The sequence below is a fragment of the Vibrio sp. B181a genome (assembly GCF_030248375.1).
Lineage (GTDB): Bacteria > Pseudomonadota > Gammaproteobacteria > Enterobacterales > Vibrionaceae > Vibrio > Vibrio campbellii.
This window is the reverse complement of sequence record NZ_JAHGAD010000045.1, coordinates 137,318-153,785: the sequence shown is the minus strand read 5'-3', so window position 1 is coordinate 153,785 and position 16,468 is coordinate 137,318. Positions and strand designations below refer to the sequence as shown.

The window sequence follows — 16,468 nt, the reverse complement described above, 5'->3', positions numbered from 1 at the left end:
CCCAGTGAGGCGGTTTTTGTTTGTTGTTAATTCGTATTATTGAAATAGTGTTAATGGCTACCTAAACACCCGGTAGCCATTGAAAATATTACTCTACACAGTTCCAGCCTGTGGTATCAATCGAGTTAATCCAATCGGCAATTAACTGAACACCTTCATCGTGAACAACGTGTCTGCCTAGTTCTGGCATCATATTTCCGTTGTCGACATTGATGCGGTAGTGCAACACAGAGTTTTCTGGATCACCCGGTACAATCACATACGGAGATGGACCTTTGTGGAAGGTGATTCCACGAGCACAAATGCCCATTTCACTGATCCCTTCACGCCAGTATTCAAACTTGAACGGGTTGCTCGCCGCTTTGCCTTCAGTGCGGTGACAGTGTGCGCAGTTAACATCAAGGTACGCTTTGGCATAATCCAGTAGCTCAGTATCCGTTAGATTACTTGCTCCCGCTTCGGTATCAAACACAGGGGTCTTAGGTAAGTTCTCCGGCGTATCTGGTAAAGCTTCTGTGAATAGCCCCAGCGTTTCCCAATGCACAAGCTGGTTGACTGGCGAGCTATCAGAGACATCCTGAACACTGTTTAGGTTACGTGCTTTAGGACCAATAGGAGAGAAACCTTTTGGCTGTGTGTTACCAGTAGGATCGGAGACATCGGATTCTACTTTGTGACACAAGGTACACTCATTTCGGCTTGGTACTTCATAAGTGAAGTTCAGTGTTTCGCCGTTATGTTCTACGCTGCGCTCAAAGGGTACTGATACCGCAGTCAGGTAAGCGTCGGTTTTGTCTTCGTTCCATACGTAAGGCAGGGCAATCCAACCGCTGTCACGACGAATCAATAGGCGAGTCTCAATGAGCTCTTCGTTTTCACCACGGGCATTCTCAGTGCTTGAAGGCAGCGCAAAGGTTTTAATCAATACGGTACCTACTGGGAAGTCGAACACCTCTTGCTCACGATAGCTTGCTGAAGCCTCGTTCGGCATCACTACAAAGCGGTATTTGCGTGCATAGTCAGTAAAGAGTTCAACGTTCATCTCATACAGAGTGCCTTTCGCAGATGCCGCTAAATTGAGATTTTGTGTTGGATCTTTCGCATCTTCAAACAGATTGTATTGCGACAAGCTCACACAGTTTTCACCGTATGTCGCGCTTTCACGAGTAATCGCATCCCAGTTAATACCCGTCACGTTATCTAGGGTACAGCTTGCGTTGCCGACGATACCGTTTGGTGTATCTGGGTTATCAGGATCCGTCGCTCCGTCTTCGGTTTGATTATAACCATACACCACGCCATTAATTGTGACGGTATTGATGTCTAATGGCGTCTTAGAATCACAACCTGCGGTAAGTAGCGTTGTTTGCTCGTTCTCATATAAGAAATCTGCATTGGCTGGGTTTTCCGCATAACGGCCAATCGCGGTTGGGTCCATGTTATCAACCAATACACCAACACTTGCGCCATTGTTCACTAAGCAGTTGCTGTCTGCATCGGTAAACTCGGTAAGGTAATTCCAGTTGGTTGTTCCTGTCATACCGTTGAGCGCATCACGCAATGGTGCAAACATTTGTGAACGAATCAGTGACTCACCAGCGCCATCATAAAACAGAGCAGGGAAGGCTTGATGATTTAACGTGTACGCTAAAATCATATCTTCAATCAGAGAACCATTTGGATTGGCGCCCGTGTTGGTTATGGTGTTGTCGTGGAAATACATGTTGGTCGGAACAGGGTTCCAGCCCTGCATAACGGCATTGCCCTCAGATGTCCCATTGAGTGGGCTGTAAGCGTTGGGATCGCCGTTCACCAACAAGTAACTCGTCATCGCAAGTGCCATTGAGTCGTGGTTAGTAATCGTGTTGTTGAAGAACTCACTATTACGCCCGGACAGAATGACGACGCCAGTACCAGGAGGGACGATGCCCACAACACCACAGCCGCCAAGCCCATTTTGACAGGTGGTATCGACGTAGTTCTCTAAGTTGTTGTCACGAATGACGTTATCAAAGATGCGTACATCATCAATTAAGCGACCAATAGTGGTCGCGCCCGGTAGGTCAAATAGCAGCACACCGCCCGTGTTTCCGAGCGCTAAGTTGTTGTAGACATCCACATTCGAACTGTTTTCTATCTCTATACCGGCGATGTTCTTTTCCGCTACGTTGTCACGGATAACCGCACCGATGGTTTGACCCACATAGATACCCGCGTCGGCACTGCCGTAACTCCATGTGTCTTCAATCAAGACGTTTTGAGATTTTACGGGATAGATGCCGTAGGTACCGCGTAGGTTACCATCTTCGTCACGTGCACGAGGCACTTCGAGCCAAACCGCCGCGACATCACGAATAATGATGCCTTCAACCCCGTCAGCTTTAAGACCGTTCTTAGAGGCTTCTGCAATTTGGAGATCGGATACGGTGATGTTCGAACCACCACTGATGGCAATACCGTCTTTGCCATCCACGCCACTGAAGTCGAGGTAGGTTTGGTCGATACCAGCACCACGTAACACGAGGTTATTCTTCGAATCGACCGTCAATTGGTTATTCATTTTGAAACAACCAGCGGGCAGTGTTACAACGCTGTTGTCTTCGGCAAGTTCGACTAGGTTTTCAATCGCGGTGACTTGTTCCGCGCTCGCCCATTCCTGGCCATTGCCACATAATTCTGGTGTACCGTATTCAGATAATTCATAACCGCTAGAGGTTTGCGGTTCATCATAATCGTCACTGTTACAACCCATCAAAAGACTGGAACTGATGAGTGCAGCGACAACCGTTTTGTTTATTCCGTGCATGATTTGCTTCCCTGTAATTAGTGTTATTGACTCAGTCAGGAATAATTAGAAAGAGTGGTTGTATTGGATTCCGTATATGTAGGCGTCACCTTCGGAGCGATAGGCGATATCCACGCCCGGTAGAGCGTGAGGCTCAAGCGGTTCAGTGAACGTGACTTCTTCAGCATCAATAAAGGTGAAGCCAAAGTCGATTCGGCTGTTTTGATTGAAGGCGTACGTGGCACCAAAGCTGTAATTGATTCGGTCGGAATCTGGCAAACTGATGCTCTTGTCGTTCACGTTGGGCGTTTCGTCGTAAGCAATACCGGCGCGCAGAGTGAAGGATGGGTTGAGTTGGTAAGTCGCACCAAACGCATATTTGAAGGCATTTTCAAAGTTCTCATCCTTTTGCAGAACTTCTTGCCCATCAACGGTAGCGCGGATTTCTTCAAACACATCCCAACCCGTCATCATCACACTGTAGTGAATAGCCAGAGGGTCAATAATCTGGTGGAAACCAGAGAATTCAGTAATGCTCGGTAGGTTTAGGGTTAGGTCACCTGTCACGGTTTGACCCGGCATCGAAATAGCACTTGGGATGTCTGAGTAATAATCGCCTTCGAAATCCACATCCACTTTAGAGCGATAGCTTAATCCGAAACGGTGCTTCTCGTTGACCTCCCAAAGTGCGCCGAGGTTAAAACCGTAACCCCAGCCATCACCATCGAGTGATTTTGCCACGTCGGTGCGTGCAAAATTTGCGCCCGTATCAGCATTAATCGCATCGGCAAGAATACCCAACGTACGCGTGAGCTTGGCTTTACCATAAACAATGCTAGCGCCAGCACCGACACTGAACTCGTCGTTGATTCGGTAGGCGATGGTAGGGTTAAAATTAATGGTTTCTAAACTGGTTTCCCCACCAATCGGTCCGGCTAAATAGTCATCAGGGTATTCGGTTGCCAATCCAAAGTCAGTGAAGATACCAAGCCCCCAGGACCACGAGTCATTGATTGGGGCTGCGATATAAAAAGATGGCACAACCACATTGTCGACGACGTCATTATTGGTTAGCTGATTATTGAAGGATTCTGAAGGTCCGTTACCGGTTACGCGAACCTCTGGCATGATGTAAGCAGCACCTACGGACAATTGGTAAGAATCGAACATCGTAATGGCAGCAGAGTTATGGGCAACCACCGATGCGCCGTCTGCTATGGCGGCTTCGCCTGCATTGGCACGCCCTAGACCAGCGGCAGAATGTTCGGATAATTGAAATCCAGCGGCGTATAACTTAGGGGAGCTGAGCGCTATACCTATTGCAAGCGCGAGTTTTGCATTCCTTGTCTTCATATCACTCTGAAACTCCATGTGTTTTTAGGATGCGTTTTAAATAAAAGTGCCTGATAACCTATACAGGGGATGAGTAGGTTATTTGCTAAACACTCAGCTCAAGCATAAAAACAATTAACATAGTTGTAACATTGAATTTCAAGATTTGTTATTTCCATCTCATATAACTAATGGTTTGTAGTTTTGATGGTAAATATCTGTAAATGTTATAGTTAAGCTCGATTTATACATCGTGGATGTTTCACGAAAAAGCCTTATGGCGTTTGATGTCCACTCAAAAAGTACGGCTTAAGTGTTATAGAATAGTGAATGGTAATTAGTGTTTTTTGGTACGCTTGTTTTAAACGGATGTTTAATTGATATTTAAAGCTTAGTGTTAAAATCGGTCAGAATCATGCAATTTATCACTGAATCGAATGCTAAACTTTATAAGTGATTAGAGCTTTTACTTAAGGAATGGTAAGTCATATGGAGCTGTATTTCTTAGGAACGTCCTCAGGGGTTCCAACTAAATCCCGTAATGTTTCTGCAACTGCTTTGCTGGAGAGCAAGGGGAAAGGGTGGTTTCTGATTGACTGTGGAGAGGCGACTCAGCACCAATTGCTACACACTCCGTTATCACTGAATTACTTGCGAGCTATCTGTATTACTCACATTCACGGTGACCATTGCTATGGTTTACCGGGCTTGCTCGCCAGTGAAGTCATGAATAACCGTAAAGATCCTCTGACGATCATTGCGCCAGAAGGGATTAAACAGTGGTTTGAAGCGACTCAAGTGTTTACTAAACTCTATCTGCCATTTGAACTTCACTTCATTGAAGTCGAGCAGTTTGATTCGATTGAAATTGGTCAGTTTACGATTACCGCAACTGCACTTTCCCATCGTGTTCCTAGCTTTGCTTACTGTTTTGAAGAGTCAACCATTCGTATGTATCCAGACATCGATAAGCTTGAGCAATTGAACATACCGAGGGGACCTATCTGGGGAGAACTTGTCCGTGGTAATGATGTGGAGTACCGAGGTCAAACCTTAATGAGTAAGGCGTTTACTAAGCTTGCACATCCACCGAGAAAAGTGATTATTTGTGGTGATAACGACAAACCAGAAACGCTCGATAGTCTAATTGAAGGTGCGCACCTGCTGGTACACGAATCAACGTACTCAGAAGCGATGAAAGAGCGAGCGGGAGAAGTTGGTCACGCTTATTCTTCACAAGTCGCCAGTTATGCGCAGGCAAAACAAGTCCCGAACTTGATTCTCACTCACTTTAGTCCTCGCTATCAATTTAGCCCTGAAGCGGATGTCTCGATCGAGCAGATCCGGAAAGAAGCTCAAACCGCTTACTCTGGTCATCTCTTTCTTGCTCACGATCTCGCGCATTATCGAATTGACAGGGCGGGTTTGGTTGAGGAGATTAAAGACGCTGAAGATAAGAACGAATAAAGGCTCTTGTCGCGAAAGCAATTTAAAATGAAATCGTCACAACAAGAGCCAACATGTTCTAGATACCGCATTCATTGCAGCTTAAGACTAATGAAATACCTGACTACTAAAGCGTAGAAAACGACTTTCTCCCATCAGTTCACGGAACGCTTCTTTATCCAACTTAATCAAGGTTTCGTGATCGCCTGCTTCCAAATACACATGCTCTAAATTGGCGAGCATTTCATCGCAAATGGTTGCCATGTGATAAGCGCTACCCACTGGAGGTATCGCACCGTTATCGCAATCGGTAAACAAACGATAGACTTCTCTTTCTTTGATTAAATGGAAAGAGGCGTTGAGCTCGTCATTCAATCGAGACAAGCTGATTTTATTATTCGCAGGCAAGACAGCCATCATATGACGACCTTGGTGATCTTCCAAAATCACGCCTTTTGCCAAGTTATTGAGAGGGATACCCGCTGCAACACCGCTTTGCAGCGAACTATTACTATGACTGTGGTTCACGGTTTGAAAGTGAATATGGTGCTCAGTCAAATAGTGGTCGAGCCGGGTTGACATGGTCATGTTAGCCTCCAGAGTGTTGAGACCCACATAAAGTATAGGTAAATCTCTATTCCTCTGACGCTTTACTTGAGCTGTTCTACGCTTACTGAAAGCCAACCACAGAGTATGGCATTGAAAAAGGGAAGCAAAATGAGCAAACCAGTAATAGCGGATAACAAACCCATCAAAGTTGAGCTTGTGCAAGGGCAAGAATATTACTTTTGTCGATGCGGGCGATCTAAGAACCAACCTTATTGTGATGGATCCCACACCGGAACCGATTATAAACCCATGAGTTTTGTCGCTGAGAAGGATGAGGATGCGTATCTGTGTCAGTGTAAGCACACCGCAAATGCGCCTTTCTGCGATGGTACGCATAAGCAGTTTACCTCTGAGCAAGTGGGACAAGAAGGTCCGGGTATCCAGGCAGGAAATAACGAGATCCCGATTGCAGTGGCGACGCAAGAAGAACCCACGGTTGAGTTTATTCACCAACTGGCAAGAGAAGGGCTATCAAAGTTAGGGCACCATGGACCGATGACGGCGATGGGTGTGCCGAGAGACCAATTGCCACATTGGGATGACCTGCAAATGATGGTCGCACAAATGGCAACCAAACCTCTGATGGAGGATGTGCCAGTCAAAACTGAATTGGTAATTGGTCCAAAAGCGAAGAAGCCGCTGGTACTAAAAATTCCGTTGTTTGTCTCTGACATGAGCTTTGGCGCGTTATCAGAAGAAGCCAAAATCTCACTTGCGAAAGGTGCGGAGTTAGCCGGAACCGGAATCTGTTCCGGAGAAGGTGGCATGCTGCCAGAAGAGCAAGCAGCGAACTCGCGTTATTTCTATGAGTTGGCGAGTGCGCAATTTGGTTACGACGAATCTAAGTTGCTCAATGTTCAAGCCTTCCACTTTAAAGGTGGGCAGGGAGCAAAAACAGGGACTGGTGGTCATCTTCCTGCCAATAAAAATGTGGGTAAAATATCGCAAGTGCGTGGCATTCCCGAAGGGCAATCTGCGATTTCACCACCGACGTTTAAAGATCTGCATACCGCAGAAGATTTCAAAAAGTTTGCAGATCGGGTACGTGAAGTGACAGGTGGTATCCCGATAGGCTTCAAGCTCAGTGCAAACCATATCGAAGAAGATATTCAGTTCGCACTTGATGCCAGCGCGGACTACATCATTTTGGATGGTCGTGGAGGAGGTACGGGCGCAGCGCCTGCTATGTTCCGTGATCACATCAGCGTGCCAACCATTCCCGCGCTCGCCAGAGCAAGGCGCTATCTGGATGCACAAAGTGTGAGTGACCGCGTCACGTTAATCGTTACGGGTGGCCTGCGTGTTCCAATGGATTTTGTAAAAGCGATGGCGCTTGGGGCAGATGGTGTTGCGATTTCTAACAGTGCTATGCAGTCGATAGGTTGTGTAGCCGCGAGAATGTGCAATACCAACAATTGTCCAGCAGGCATTGCAACGCAAAAAGCCGACTTAAGACAGCGGTTGAATGTGGATAAAGCCTCGGTTCAATTGAAGAACTTCTTTGAAGCCTCGCTTGAGTTGATGCAAGTGATGGCAAGGGCGTGTGGGCACGATGATCTTAGCAAGTTTAATCAACACGACCTCGCCACTTGGAATCGCGATATGGCGTTGCTTTCTGGGGTGAAATACGCAGGCGTAGACAAGCCTTAACGTTTCTCTTGCTCTGATTAGCGCCTGTTTTACTGTGGCTGCAATTTGTGTGATTGATAATTGAGCTCATATGGACCATAATATCAAGACCATTTGGTCTACAGGAGCTCAGTATGGCAACGGCAACATTAAAAAGCTTTAAACCGAAGCTGCCTCATAAGGCAAACTTCTGGTTTATGCTGGGCATTGAAGATGCCGAAACCGGTCGTACCGATGCGGTTCACAAAGGCTTTGAGCCAAAGGTATACCGTAATATTGTCGAGCGTGTGAAGCTTTCTCAAAGCGAATTCCAACACGTCACATTGATCCCGGTGAGCACCATCAAACGTCGACTTAAAAACGAAGAGCGCTTCAACACGCAAGAGAGTGATGCCATCTATCGTTTAGCGATGCTACTTAAGCTAGCAACAGAACTGTTTGATGATGAAGAACGCGCACTAGGTTGGATGCGCGAGAATGTTTATGGTTTGGGTGGAAAGCGCCCACTAGACATGGTTTCAACCACGGTTGATTTTGAAATCGTCAAAGATTTGATTGGACGACTAGAGCACGGGGTATTCTCGTAATATGAAGCTCTATCGACTGACTCAAAAGAAGTTCTCTGAGTCTCCATTTAGCCCAATCGGTGCCAAGCTATACGGCGGGCGATGGAACTCTAAAGGAACCGAAGCACTTTACTTTTCTCAATCTGAATCTCTTTGCTCGTTAGAAGTTTTCGTGCATGTAAATAACGATCCGGCGATCACCAAGCTTTATGACTTGTATCGTATCGAGATGCCGGAATACTTAATTGCTGCATTGGATGAAGAAGATCTGCCGGTCACTTGGCGCTCCATTCCTGCTAGTGAGTCCACACAATACATCGGTGACCAGTTTCTCAACGATCCACACCCTGAGTTTGCTGCACTGCAAGTACCTTCGACAATTTCGCCTCGTGACAACAACTACGTTGTCAATCCAAACCATCCCAAGATGAAAGACATCCTGAAGAAAGCAGAGAAGCTCGATTTTGCTTTCGACCCAAGAATCTTTAAATAAAAAAGCTCAGAGTTTGGATTAGCGCTGAGCTTTTCTTTCTCTCTTTTCCATTGGGTTAATGCTGAGCAGTTAACTGTTGATTGCTCATTACTTCTTTCTGGTAGCTGCCTAATACGATCTCTGCGCCTTTGTAGGATAGGTGGTTCGCATCGGTGTACATGGCGTTGTTATCGCCTACCTTCATTGCACATTTGCCTTGCTGACAGATGTAACTTGTAAGGTCGACAAACTCCACATGTTCAAATTGCTCAAAATAGTGAGCCAACGTAGCCACGCGATGTGGGTGTGATTGCCTTGGCGTGAAGTCACATTCATTGCCAGTGTTGTCTCCAAACAGGCGCGCTTTCCACAAACATTCACCAATGGCATGCGGTGCGGAAGGTGTTGGACCAAAGACCAGAACTTCTCGGTCTTCTAACTCGTTCAAAAGGCGAGTGAGCGAAGCTTGGTAGTCTTGTTTGGATAGCTCTTTATTGAAGTTAGAAGAAATCACCACGCGACGGATAGAAGGGGTATTCAAAATGGTTTCTATTGCATCAGTGAAGAAATTGCTGCAAGACAATTGGTTTGCACCTGAAACTTTATCGACATAGCCAACCGCGCAAGAGTCTTGCGTAAGCTGAACAACCCCTGTTGGTGTATCATTCGCGAGTTGCTGAACAAAGACCATGCTATGGCTGTTACCCAATACAGCGACAGTAGGCTGGGAAGATGAGGAGCAGGTGTCATTGATGCCGGTATTACCGTTACATGCGATGCCGTAGCCGTTGTTCACGCGCATGGCTTCGAAAAACGCGCTACGGTCGGGAAAGCCGCCGTTTTTATGGCCGACGACACCAAAAGCAAGCAGTGGCAGGGTAACTAATACAAGTGAGGCAGTAAGTGTGCTCATGCCGATTTTCTTGCGACTACGGAAAGGCTTTTCAACAAAGCGCCAAGTTAGATAAGAAAAGGTAAATAGAGCGACAAGATAAAACGCGAGGCTGAACTCTTGTCCTGCGGTTAGCACATATCGATAAAAAACCAACAATGGAATATGCCACAAATAAAGGCTGTAGCTAATTAAACCGACAAAAACGACCGATTTGAGGCTTAGAGCTTTACCCAGCGCGTTGTCTTTGGATGAGAACAAGATGATAAGCGCGGTGCCAATCACAGGAATTAACAGCATGAGCCCGGCGCCATCTTTTGATTTATCGAACAACAAGGCAGAGGCGAGAACTAGTGTTAAACCAATCATGGCAAGTGTGTTGTTGGGCTTTATGACGGTTTTACGCATTACTAGGGCAATCAAAGAGCCTGCCGCCAACTCCCAAGCCCGGGAGAAAATCATGTAAAAGGCGAAATCAGGATCGCCACTGGCGTACCAAATAGTCATCAAACTTAGTGCAAATACTGCGATGAAGAAGGTGAGATAAGACATGAGCTTGCCACGTGCCAGCAACATAAGCAAAAGAGGGATCACAATGTAATATTGCTCTTCGACACCTAAGCTCCAAGTATGAAAGAGTGGGTTGGCTTGCTCTTCCAACCCAAAATAATTGTGGCCTTTGAGGTACAGCAAAACATTAGAAGCGGACAGAATGGAAGACACAGAAAACTCACCAACTTCTTTATGAGCGTGGGGGAGGAACAACCACCAAGAGAGCAAATAACACACCGCAATAACGAGTAGCAATAAGGGCAGGATCCTACGAATACGGCGCTCGTAGAAATCGGAAAGGCTGAATTGGCTCTTATCTAAATCGTTTATCACAATAGTGGTAATTAAATAGCCGCTGATCACGAAAAACACGTCTACGCCAATAAAGCCACCAGCAAAGGCTTGTATGTCCGCATGGAAAAAAATCACCAATAGGACGGCAATCGCTCTTAATCCATCAATCTCTGCTCTGTATGTCATTGCCTTTCTCCCTAGTCAACGACATACCTAACGCAAAATGCGCACCAAAATTTGGTCTTTGAAAATCAGAGTGTTAGTGGCGGTTATGAAGATGAGAACAGTTTTGCTGGGTGGCTTCTTATATTGATTTTCATTTTGAAAACAGAATGCTCTCTGTTTCTAGCAAAATGATGTGCTACGGATGTAAATCAAAGATCAGTTGAACGGAAGTTCTTATACTCGCAGCTAAGTTAATGAACTCAGAAATGAGGCTATGAGCCAAAACGATATTCAAGCCAAGATTGCCAGCTTTACTTGTATCGAAGAAGCATTGGATTACTTCGATATTGGTTTTGATAGCCGCTTTATTGATAAACACAGAGTGGAGTTAGTGAAGCGCTTCAATGGCTATTTGATTCTGACTAAGCCTGAAGATTGGTTTGCGGCTCGCCGTGCATTAAAGAACGCATACTGCAAGGTGCAACGTAGTTTACTGGATAAAACTACACGCTCAGCTTGTCGTGGTTGCACTTCTTGTCAGCGTCGTTAGTACTCTTTTCAACAGTGAACAATAATGTCGGTAAGCTCTGAGCGCTAAAAAACAAACCCCGCAGATGTACTCAAGCGCATCTGCGGGGTTTTTGTCTATTCAACTTGCCTATTAAAATAAGTGGGCTGAACTAGGCAAGCTCAACGGTTTAGTTTGTTTGGTAAGTTGGGTAATCCAACAGACCTTTTTCGTTACCACCAAACAGCGTCGCAGGATCGTGAGCTGCTAGCGGGTAATCGTTCTTGATACGGTTCGGTAGGTCGGGGTTCGCGATGAACGGGCGACCAAAGCCAACCATATCTGCCAAACCACTTTCTAGCGCTTGAGCCGCTTTCTCTGTGTTGTAGCGACCAGCGTAAATGATGGTGCCTTTGTAAGCTTCACGCACGGCTGTTTTGAACTCAGCAGGGGTATCTGGTGCGTCATCCCAGTCTACTTCCGCAATATGCATGTAAACGACGTTTAGCTTATCAAGCAGTGCTGCAGCAGCCGTGTAAGTTTCAACGGGTGCCTTATCAACGGTACCGTTTAGTGACGTAAACGGAGCAAGACGAACACCAACGCGATCAGCGCCAATCGCTTGAGTCATCGCTTCAACTACTTCACCTAAGAAACGTAGACGGTTTTCAACCGAACCACCGTATTCATCTGTGCGGTTGTTTGCTTCAGAATCGATAAACTGGTTTACAAGGTAGCCGTTTGCTGCGTGCAGCTCGATGCCATCAAAGCCCGCTTCAATCGCATTCAATGCCGCTTGACGGTACTCTTCGATAACCACTTTGATGTCTTCTTTCGTCATCTCACGCGGTTCTACCACGTCAACGAAACCAGGCTCATCTGTGCCGTTATCAATAAATACTTTCACGTTTTCTGCTTTTAGTGCAGAAGAAGAAATTGGTTGTTCACCACCGATGTTGTCAGGGTGAGTTACACGGCCTACGTGCCAAAGCTGAGCGAAGATCGCACCGCCTTTTGCGTGTACAGCGTCAGTGACTTTTTTCCAACCTGCGATTTGTTCTTGGCTGTAAATACCCGGTGTCCAAGCGTAACCTTGACCCATAGGTGAAATCTGTGTGCCTTCTGCAACAATCAAACCCGCTGATGCGCGCTGTGAATAGTATTCAGCCATCATGTCGTTTGCGACATTGTCAGGTTGGCTTGCACGAGAGCGAGTCATTGGCGGCATAACGATACGGTTCTGAAGGGTTAGAGAACCAAGTTGTACAGGTTGAAACAATGTATCTTTCATGACTAACCTCGTTATTTGCTTGTTTGAATCAATTCGATTTGGTAACCGTCAGGGTCTTTAATGAATGCGATATGCGTTTCACCGCCTTTCATTGGACCTGGTTCACGAGTGACATTGCCACCAAGTGCTTTTATTTTGTCACATGCAGCGTAAATATCTTCACAACCTAATGCCATGTGACCGAACGCATTACCTAGGTCATAGCTGTCTGTGTCCCAGTTGTAAGTCAGTTCAATCGTCGCGCTGCCCGGTTGGTCGGCGTTACCAATAAACACAAGTGTGTAGCGGTATTCTGTGTTTTCGAAGCGATCAAGCTCGCTCATACCAAGAACTTTGGTGTAAAACTCGATGGACTTATCTAAGTCAGCCACGCGGATCATAGTGTGAAGAAATTTCATAGTTAACCTTCTTACCTCGGCTTGTTTGCTGTCGTTGAAGTGACTGGGGCATCTCAACAAGCAACCTTGTTGAAGCTAAAGATAAAGGTAAAGCATGAAAACGTGAAATTATCATTAATTATTGTTTGAATAACATTATGTTATCAACGTCTTCGGGTAATTGATTCACTTAACGGCTAGATAGACGCAGCGAAAGTGTAAGTGAATTTAACCTTTTATTTTTAATATAAATTACTTACAGTGATTGATTGCTAGAACGGATGCATATTAATAAAACACAAGGACAATGGATGAATGAATCAGTGTATCGTGCAATGTCTTGGCTAAAAGCAATACTGGATGGTCAAGGGGTTCGCTACCAAATTGTTGGAGGTTTTGCCGCCCATATTCATGGCGGTTCTCGGCCAATTGCTGACATCGACCTCTATATTGAAAAAGAGGATGTACATGCGCTTCTACCGTTCTTTCAACCTTTTGTAAGTAAACCGCTTAAACACTACTGTGAAGAAGGGTGGGACCTAGAATATCTTCAGCTAATTTATGAAAACCAGAAAATAGAGATTGGTTTGAGTCCGGGAACTCAGATCTTCAACACCTCAAGCCAACAATGGGTTTCACTTGATGTTGATTTGGCGGAATCCGTACAGCGTGACTTTCATGGGCTTGCTTTACCTGTCATCAATACTAACTCTCTCATTGAGTACAAAAGAGTTCTGAATCGGGAAGTCGATCGAATCGACATTAAAGAGCTGGAAGATATCCAACAAGCGGATGTGGCTCAATCAAAAAATCAATCAAATTAGACGTGAATAAGGAAAGGATGTCATGAATGTCTCTCTGAGAGAGGTAACAAAACAAAATTATGGTCTCGTCTGCGACCTAGATGTAACGAAGCCTCAAGAAGAATTCGTAGCATGCAACATGTGGTCGCTGGTGGAGTTCTTCTACAACGAAGGTCATGTGGTTCGTGCAATCTATCTAGGTGAGGAAGCTGTTGGCTTTTTCATGTGGGTTTATGAAACAAGTGATAAAGTTTCTATTTGGCGTTTTATGATTGATGCCAAACACCAAAACAGAGGGATAGGGCGAGTTGCATTAAAACTGGCAATAGAAGAGATAAAGCAGACGCCGAACCTCAAGCAGATTGAGATCTGTTATAACCCGACTAACCCAGTCGCTAAGCCTTTCTACAATCAGTTTGGTTTTGAAGAAGTTGGTATGGATGAGGATGGTGAAGATATGTTGGCAATCATCGAGTTCTAACAATCATCTCGTTTAATTAAGATGCCACGGAGCAAAGGGCCAGCATCGCTTAGCCCCTTTGCGTCCGAAATTAAAAGTCCACAGAAAGCATGCCTAGCTTTCTCTACTGTCCTTTCATTTTTCGTTTGTTACTGCAAGCAATAGTTCAAGCTCTTCAGGTGTCAGTAAGTCTTTGTTTTTCAAAACTTCACTTTCTTCTAAAGAAAGCCGCGTTTGGCTTATTAAGTACTTTTTTTGAGTTGGAGTGAGATCCTTTAAGGAATCTATCAACTCTTTAAAATTTGTGTTGTTCATAGCCTAGCATTCCAATTAACGTATAATTTTTATTGTGCTGTCACTCATCCATATTGGATAAGTAATCAGTTATCTGCTGGTTTATCTTAACCAACTCTGTATTAACTATAGCCAGATCCCCGCTGTCTGGCGCGATATTATCTCTTGTGTGCTCCTCGATGTTGTTTAGTGCAAATACGGCTGACTCCTCACCAAAGCTAGCAAGGATGCTTTTCAAACTGTGTGATAGTAAGAACAACTCAGGCCAATTTTGCTGTTGATTAAGCTGATTAATTCGTTCCAATCCATTTTCGTAGTCTTCCATGTAAGTGGAGAAAACAGCAAAGATAATGTCGACATCGTTGTCCATGTATGTGCTGAGTACTTGGAAGTTGATCATTACTTACCTCCACTGTGTGGCTTGTAGATTAAATGGGGTAGGTAACTGAGAGGCGTAAGAGCCTGAGAGGTAGTCTTTAAGCCAATTAGACCAGTTGGGTGGTAAAGGGCGTTGGGAAAGAAACTCAATACTCTCGTTCAATAGAGAGTCCGAAGCTCTAACATTGCAATCCGATAGTTTTTTGAGTCGCATCTCGGCGGAAAACGGGTATCTTTTGTTAAGAGCCTCATCGTTGTTGTTCCCTTGAGTAATGGGCTTTAGAGTCGTTCCCGTTTTTGCTGCTAATAAGGTTAGTAAACAGCGTTTGATGGCAAACTCACCAAAAAAGTCCATCAGTGGTATCGCTTGTTTAAGGATAAGTGATGGGGCTTTACTTGGCGTAGCGTAATAGTAGCTAAGGGATTGCATGAGCTTTCGGTGGGCGTACTCGGGACGAGATTCTAGTAAGAGTAATTTACATTGCATCATCTGTTTAAAAGCCGCCAAATCGATTCGTTGACTCCGATTGAGTTGTTTCTCTGCAAGTAAGCAGAACTCATTGAGCTTAATGAGCACTCGCTTCTTCTCATTTGCACTGGAAAGCGTTTTAAAATGGTCACTCACTAAATCTACGTAGGTATTCATCGCAGGAAGCCACTGCGTGTCGGTCGAAGAAACATTGGAAGCATAAAGGTAACCGACTTCATACAGCCGATCATACTGTTCTAGTTTCGATAAGATTCTGGACACGGTGACAAGCCTAGCGCTGTTACTAGTGGTTAACTCGAATGCTCGATTAGCGAGGATTGAAGCGTTATTGTGCTGTCCAAGCGTTTCGTATAGCCCAACAAGGTTATCTATCGCTCTTAAGCACAGTGGATTGTGCGTGACGTAATTTGCCAGAACTTCAACAGCCTCGCGTATCTTGCCTTTCTGGTGGAGTAAGAAAGCCTCAGCGCAGATTCGACTGGCGTGTTCTTTGTCGTTGCAAAAAGGAAGAAAGTGCTCCAGAACTTCAAACTGTTTCGTGTCCACTAAGGTATCGATTAAGAGTGATTCAACACAAACGCTGTTCGCGTATTTTTTGTGTAGTTGCGCGACATCTGCGAGGGAAAGTCTCTCGACTCTGCTCAAGTATTGTTTCACTTCGGCAAGGTGATGTTGCTCTTGCAAAGCGGTAAGCATTTTAGTCTGCAACGCTTTTGTCTGTAGAGGCTTAGTGAGTAGGTGTCTAACACGGCCAGAAAGTGCAGTTAGGACAGTCTCTTGTTTCGCATCTCCCGATATCATGAGTACCGCGGTGGTATCAGATATTAATTTTGCGCGGCTCATTAAATTGATCAGATCCAAGCCAGTGAGTTTTTCCGAAAGGTGATAGTCGATAATGATGAAAGAATAGAAACGTGTTTTTATTGCGCTCAATGCTTGCTGAGCACTATTAACGCATGTGATGTTCGACATTTTTGCCCCGAGCGAAACCAGTTGATGTTTAATCAACGTTGCGGATGTGGAGCAGTCATCTATGACTAAAATACCGATGTTATCGACTTCAAACTTCCCTGTAGTCAAACTTCTACCTATTTTTACGGATTAGCACACTCTAAAATAAAGTTA

At 45.1% G+C, this 16,468-nt stretch carries 16 protein-coding genes; 7 read left to right on the top strand and 9 right to left on the bottom strand.

Going from position 1 to position 16,468, the window contains the following annotated elements:
• Nucleotides 1-88: 88 nt before the first annotated feature.
• Nucleotides 89-2,806: an SO2930 family diheme c-type cytochrome gene (locus KIO97_RS19755; RefSeq protein WP_285383760.1), complete on the bottom strand. Its 2,718-nt coding sequence runs from the start codon at nucleotides 2,804-2,806 to the stop codon at nucleotides 89-91.
• Nucleotides 2,807-2,851: 45 nt separating this feature from the next.
• A complete protein-coding gene (locus KIO97_RS19750) occupies nucleotides 2,852-4,138 on the bottom strand; it encodes an outer membrane protein transport protein (RefSeq protein ID WP_285383759.1) in 1,287 nt (428 codons plus the stop codon).
• A 468-nt stretch (nucleotides 4,139-4,606) separates the two neighbouring features.
• On the opposite strand from KIO97_RS19750, the gene KIO97_RS19745 reads away from it, so the two are divergent.
• Nucleotides 4,607-5,584, top strand: coding sequence for a ribonuclease Z (locus KIO97_RS19745; protein ID WP_285383758.1), 978 nt, complete (start codon nucleotides 4,607-4,609; stop codon nucleotides 5,582-5,584).
• An 87-nt stretch (nucleotides 5,585-5,671) separates the two neighbouring features.
• Here KIO97_RS19745 and KIO97_RS19740 read toward each other — a convergent pair whose 3' ends face one another.
• Nucleotides 5,672-6,151, bottom strand: a complete 480-nt coding sequence (locus KIO97_RS19740) for an aminoacyl-tRNA deacylase (protein WP_009699021.1) — start codon at nucleotides 6,149-6,151, stop codon at nucleotides 5,672-5,674.
• Between the two features lie 129 nt (nucleotides 6,152-6,280).
• On the opposite strand from KIO97_RS19740, the gene KIO97_RS19735 reads away from it, so the two are divergent.
• From KIO97_RS19735 to KIO97_RS19725, 3 genes are all read left to right on the top strand, one after another.
• Nucleotides 6,281-7,822, top strand: a complete 1,542-nt coding sequence (locus KIO97_RS19735) for a glutamate synthase-related protein (RefSeq protein ID WP_285383757.1) — start codon at nucleotides 6,281-6,283, stop codon at nucleotides 7,820-7,822.
• 113 nt (nucleotides 7,823-7,935) lie between these two features.
• Entirely contained in the window at nucleotides 7,936-8,388 is a 453-nt protein-coding gene (locus KIO97_RS19730; protein ID WP_005426938.1) for an antitoxin Xre/MbcA/ParS toxin-binding domain-containing protein, read from the top strand.
• 1 nt (nucleotide 8,389) lies between these two features.
• Nucleotides 8,390-8,860 (top strand): RES family NAD+ phosphorylase, encoded by a 471-nt coding sequence (locus KIO97_RS19725; RefSeq protein ID WP_005447071.1) that lies wholly within the window; start codon nucleotides 8,390-8,392, stop codon nucleotides 8,858-8,860.
• A 55-nt stretch (nucleotides 8,861-8,915) separates the two neighbouring features.
• Here KIO97_RS19725 and KIO97_RS19720 read toward each other — a convergent pair whose 3' ends face one another.
• Nucleotides 8,916-10,763 carry an acyltransferase family protein gene (locus KIO97_RS19720; RefSeq protein WP_285383756.1) on the bottom strand — a complete coding sequence of 616 codons (1,848 nt, stop codon included), beginning with the start codon at nucleotides 10,761-10,763 and terminating at the stop codon, nucleotides 8,916-8,918.
• 253 nt (nucleotides 10,764-11,016) lie between these two features.
• On the opposite strand from KIO97_RS19720, the gene KIO97_RS19715 reads away from it, so the two are divergent.
• A complete protein-coding gene (locus tag KIO97_RS19715; protein WP_005441361.1) occupies nucleotides 11,017-11,292 on the top strand; it encodes a nitrogenase-stabilizing/protective protein NifW in 276 nt (91 codons plus the stop codon).
• Between the two features lie 148 nt (nucleotides 11,293-11,440).
• Here KIO97_RS19715 and KIO97_RS19710 read toward each other — a convergent pair whose 3' ends face one another.
• Both KIO97_RS19710 and gloA read right to left on the bottom strand, forming a co-directional pair.
• Complete coding sequence (locus tag KIO97_RS19710) at nucleotides 11,441-12,541, bottom strand: alkene reductase (protein WP_285383755.1); 1,101 nt, start codon at nucleotides 12,539-12,541, stop codon at nucleotides 11,441-11,443.
• Nucleotides 12,542-12,552: 11 nt separating this feature from the next.
• Complete coding sequence (gene gloA / locus KIO97_RS19705; RefSeq protein ID WP_005426787.1) at nucleotides 12,553-12,939, bottom strand: lactoylglutathione lyase; 387 nt, start codon at nucleotides 12,937-12,939, stop codon at nucleotides 12,553-12,555.
• A gap of 290 nt (nucleotides 12,940-13,229) precedes the next feature.
• Here gloA and KIO97_RS19700 point away from each other — a divergent pair, with 290 nt between their 5' ends.
• Together KIO97_RS19700 and KIO97_RS19695 are read left to right on the top strand one after the other, a co-directional pair.
• Nucleotides 13,230-13,742, top strand: a complete 513-nt coding sequence (locus tag KIO97_RS19700; RefSeq protein WP_285383754.1) for a MazG-related protein — start codon at nucleotides 13,230-13,232, stop codon at nucleotides 13,740-13,742.
• A 22-nt stretch (nucleotides 13,743-13,764) separates the two neighbouring features.
• Entirely contained in the window at nucleotides 13,765-14,202 is a 438-nt protein-coding gene (locus KIO97_RS19695; protein WP_285383753.1) for a GNAT family N-acetyltransferase, read from the top strand.
• A gap of 114 nt (nucleotides 14,203-14,316) precedes the next feature.
• Here KIO97_RS19695 and KIO97_RS19690 read toward each other — a convergent pair whose 3' ends face one another.
• The 3 genes from KIO97_RS19690 to KIO97_RS19680 are packed head-to-tail and all read right to left on the bottom strand — an operon-like array spanning nucleotide 14,317 to nucleotide 16,423.
• Nucleotides 14,317-14,496, bottom strand: a complete 180-nt coding sequence (locus tag KIO97_RS19690; protein ID WP_005426880.1) for a hypothetical protein — start codon at nucleotides 14,494-14,496, stop codon at nucleotides 14,317-14,319.
• Between the two features lie 40 nt (nucleotides 14,497-14,536).
• The gene (locus KIO97_RS19685) at nucleotides 14,537-14,875 is read right to left on the bottom strand and encodes an Hpt domain-containing protein (RefSeq protein ID WP_005426940.1); all 339 of its coding nucleotides are present in this window, start codon (nucleotides 14,873-14,875) and stop codon (nucleotides 14,537-14,539) included.
• Nucleotides 14,876-14,878: 3 nt separating this feature from the next.
• Nucleotides 14,879-16,423, bottom strand: coding sequence for a response regulator (locus KIO97_RS19680; protein ID WP_050910612.1), 1,545 nt, complete (start codon nucleotides 16,421-16,423; stop codon nucleotides 14,879-14,881).
• Nucleotides 16,424-16,468: the final 45 nt, after the last annotated feature.

What these genes read in the sequence shown, in the direction of transcription:
- KIO97_RS19750 (WP_285383759.1), bottom strand. Translation starts at nt 4,138, where the DNA reads ATGAAGACAAGGAATGCAAAACTCGCGCTTGCAATAGGTATAGCGCTC.
- KIO97_RS19725 (WP_005447071.1), top strand. Translation starts at nt 8,390, where the DNA reads ATGAAGCTCTATCGACTGACTCAAAAGAAGTTCTCTGAGTCTCCATTT.
- KIO97_RS19745 (WP_285383758.1), top strand. Translation starts at nt 4,607, where the DNA reads ATGGAGCTGTATTTCTTAGGAACGTCCTCAGGGGTTCCAACTAAATCC.
- KIO97_RS19740 (WP_009699021.1), bottom strand. Translation starts at nt 6,151, where the DNA reads ATGACCATGTCAACCCGGCTCGACCACTATTTGACTGAGCACCATATT.
- KIO97_RS19730 (WP_005426938.1), top strand. Translation starts at nt 7,936, where the DNA reads ATGGCAACGGCAACATTAAAAAGCTTTAAACCGAAGCTGCCTCATAAG.
- KIO97_RS19755 (WP_285383760.1), bottom strand. Translation starts at nt 2,806, where the DNA reads ATGCACGGAATAAACAAAACGGTTGTCGCTGCACTCATCAGTTCCAGT.
- KIO97_RS19715 (WP_005441361.1), top strand. Translation starts at nt 11,017, where the DNA reads ATGAGCCAAAACGATATTCAAGCCAAGATTGCCAGCTTTACTTGTATC.
- KIO97_RS19695 (WP_285383753.1), top strand. Translation starts at nt 13,765, where the DNA reads ATGAATGTCTCTCTGAGAGAGGTAACAAAACAAAATTATGGTCTCGTC.
- KIO97_RS19690 (WP_005426880.1), bottom strand. Translation starts at nt 14,496, where the DNA reads ATGAACAACACAAATTTTAAAGAGTTGATAGATTCCTTAAAGGATCTC.
- KIO97_RS19685 (WP_005426940.1), bottom strand. Translation starts at nt 14,875, where the DNA reads ATGATCAACTTCCAAGTACTCAGCACATACATGGACAACGATGTCGAC.
- gloA (WP_005426787.1), bottom strand. Translation starts at nt 12,939, where the DNA reads ATGAAATTTCTTCACACTATGATCCGCGTGGCTGACTTAGATAAGTCC.
- KIO97_RS19700 (WP_285383754.1), top strand. Translation starts at nt 13,230, where the DNA reads ATGAATGAATCAGTGTATCGTGCAATGTCTTGGCTAAAAGCAATACTG.
- KIO97_RS19710 (WP_285383755.1), bottom strand. Translation starts at nt 12,541, where the DNA reads ATGAAAGATACATTGTTTCAACCTGTACAACTTGGTTCTCTAACCCTT.
- KIO97_RS19720 (WP_285383756.1), bottom strand. Translation starts at nt 10,763, where the DNA reads ATGACATACAGAGCAGAGATTGATGGATTAAGAGCGATTGCCGTCCTA.
- KIO97_RS19735 (WP_285383757.1), top strand. Translation starts at nt 6,281, where the DNA reads ATGAGCAAACCAGTAATAGCGGATAACAAACCCATCAAAGTTGAGCTT.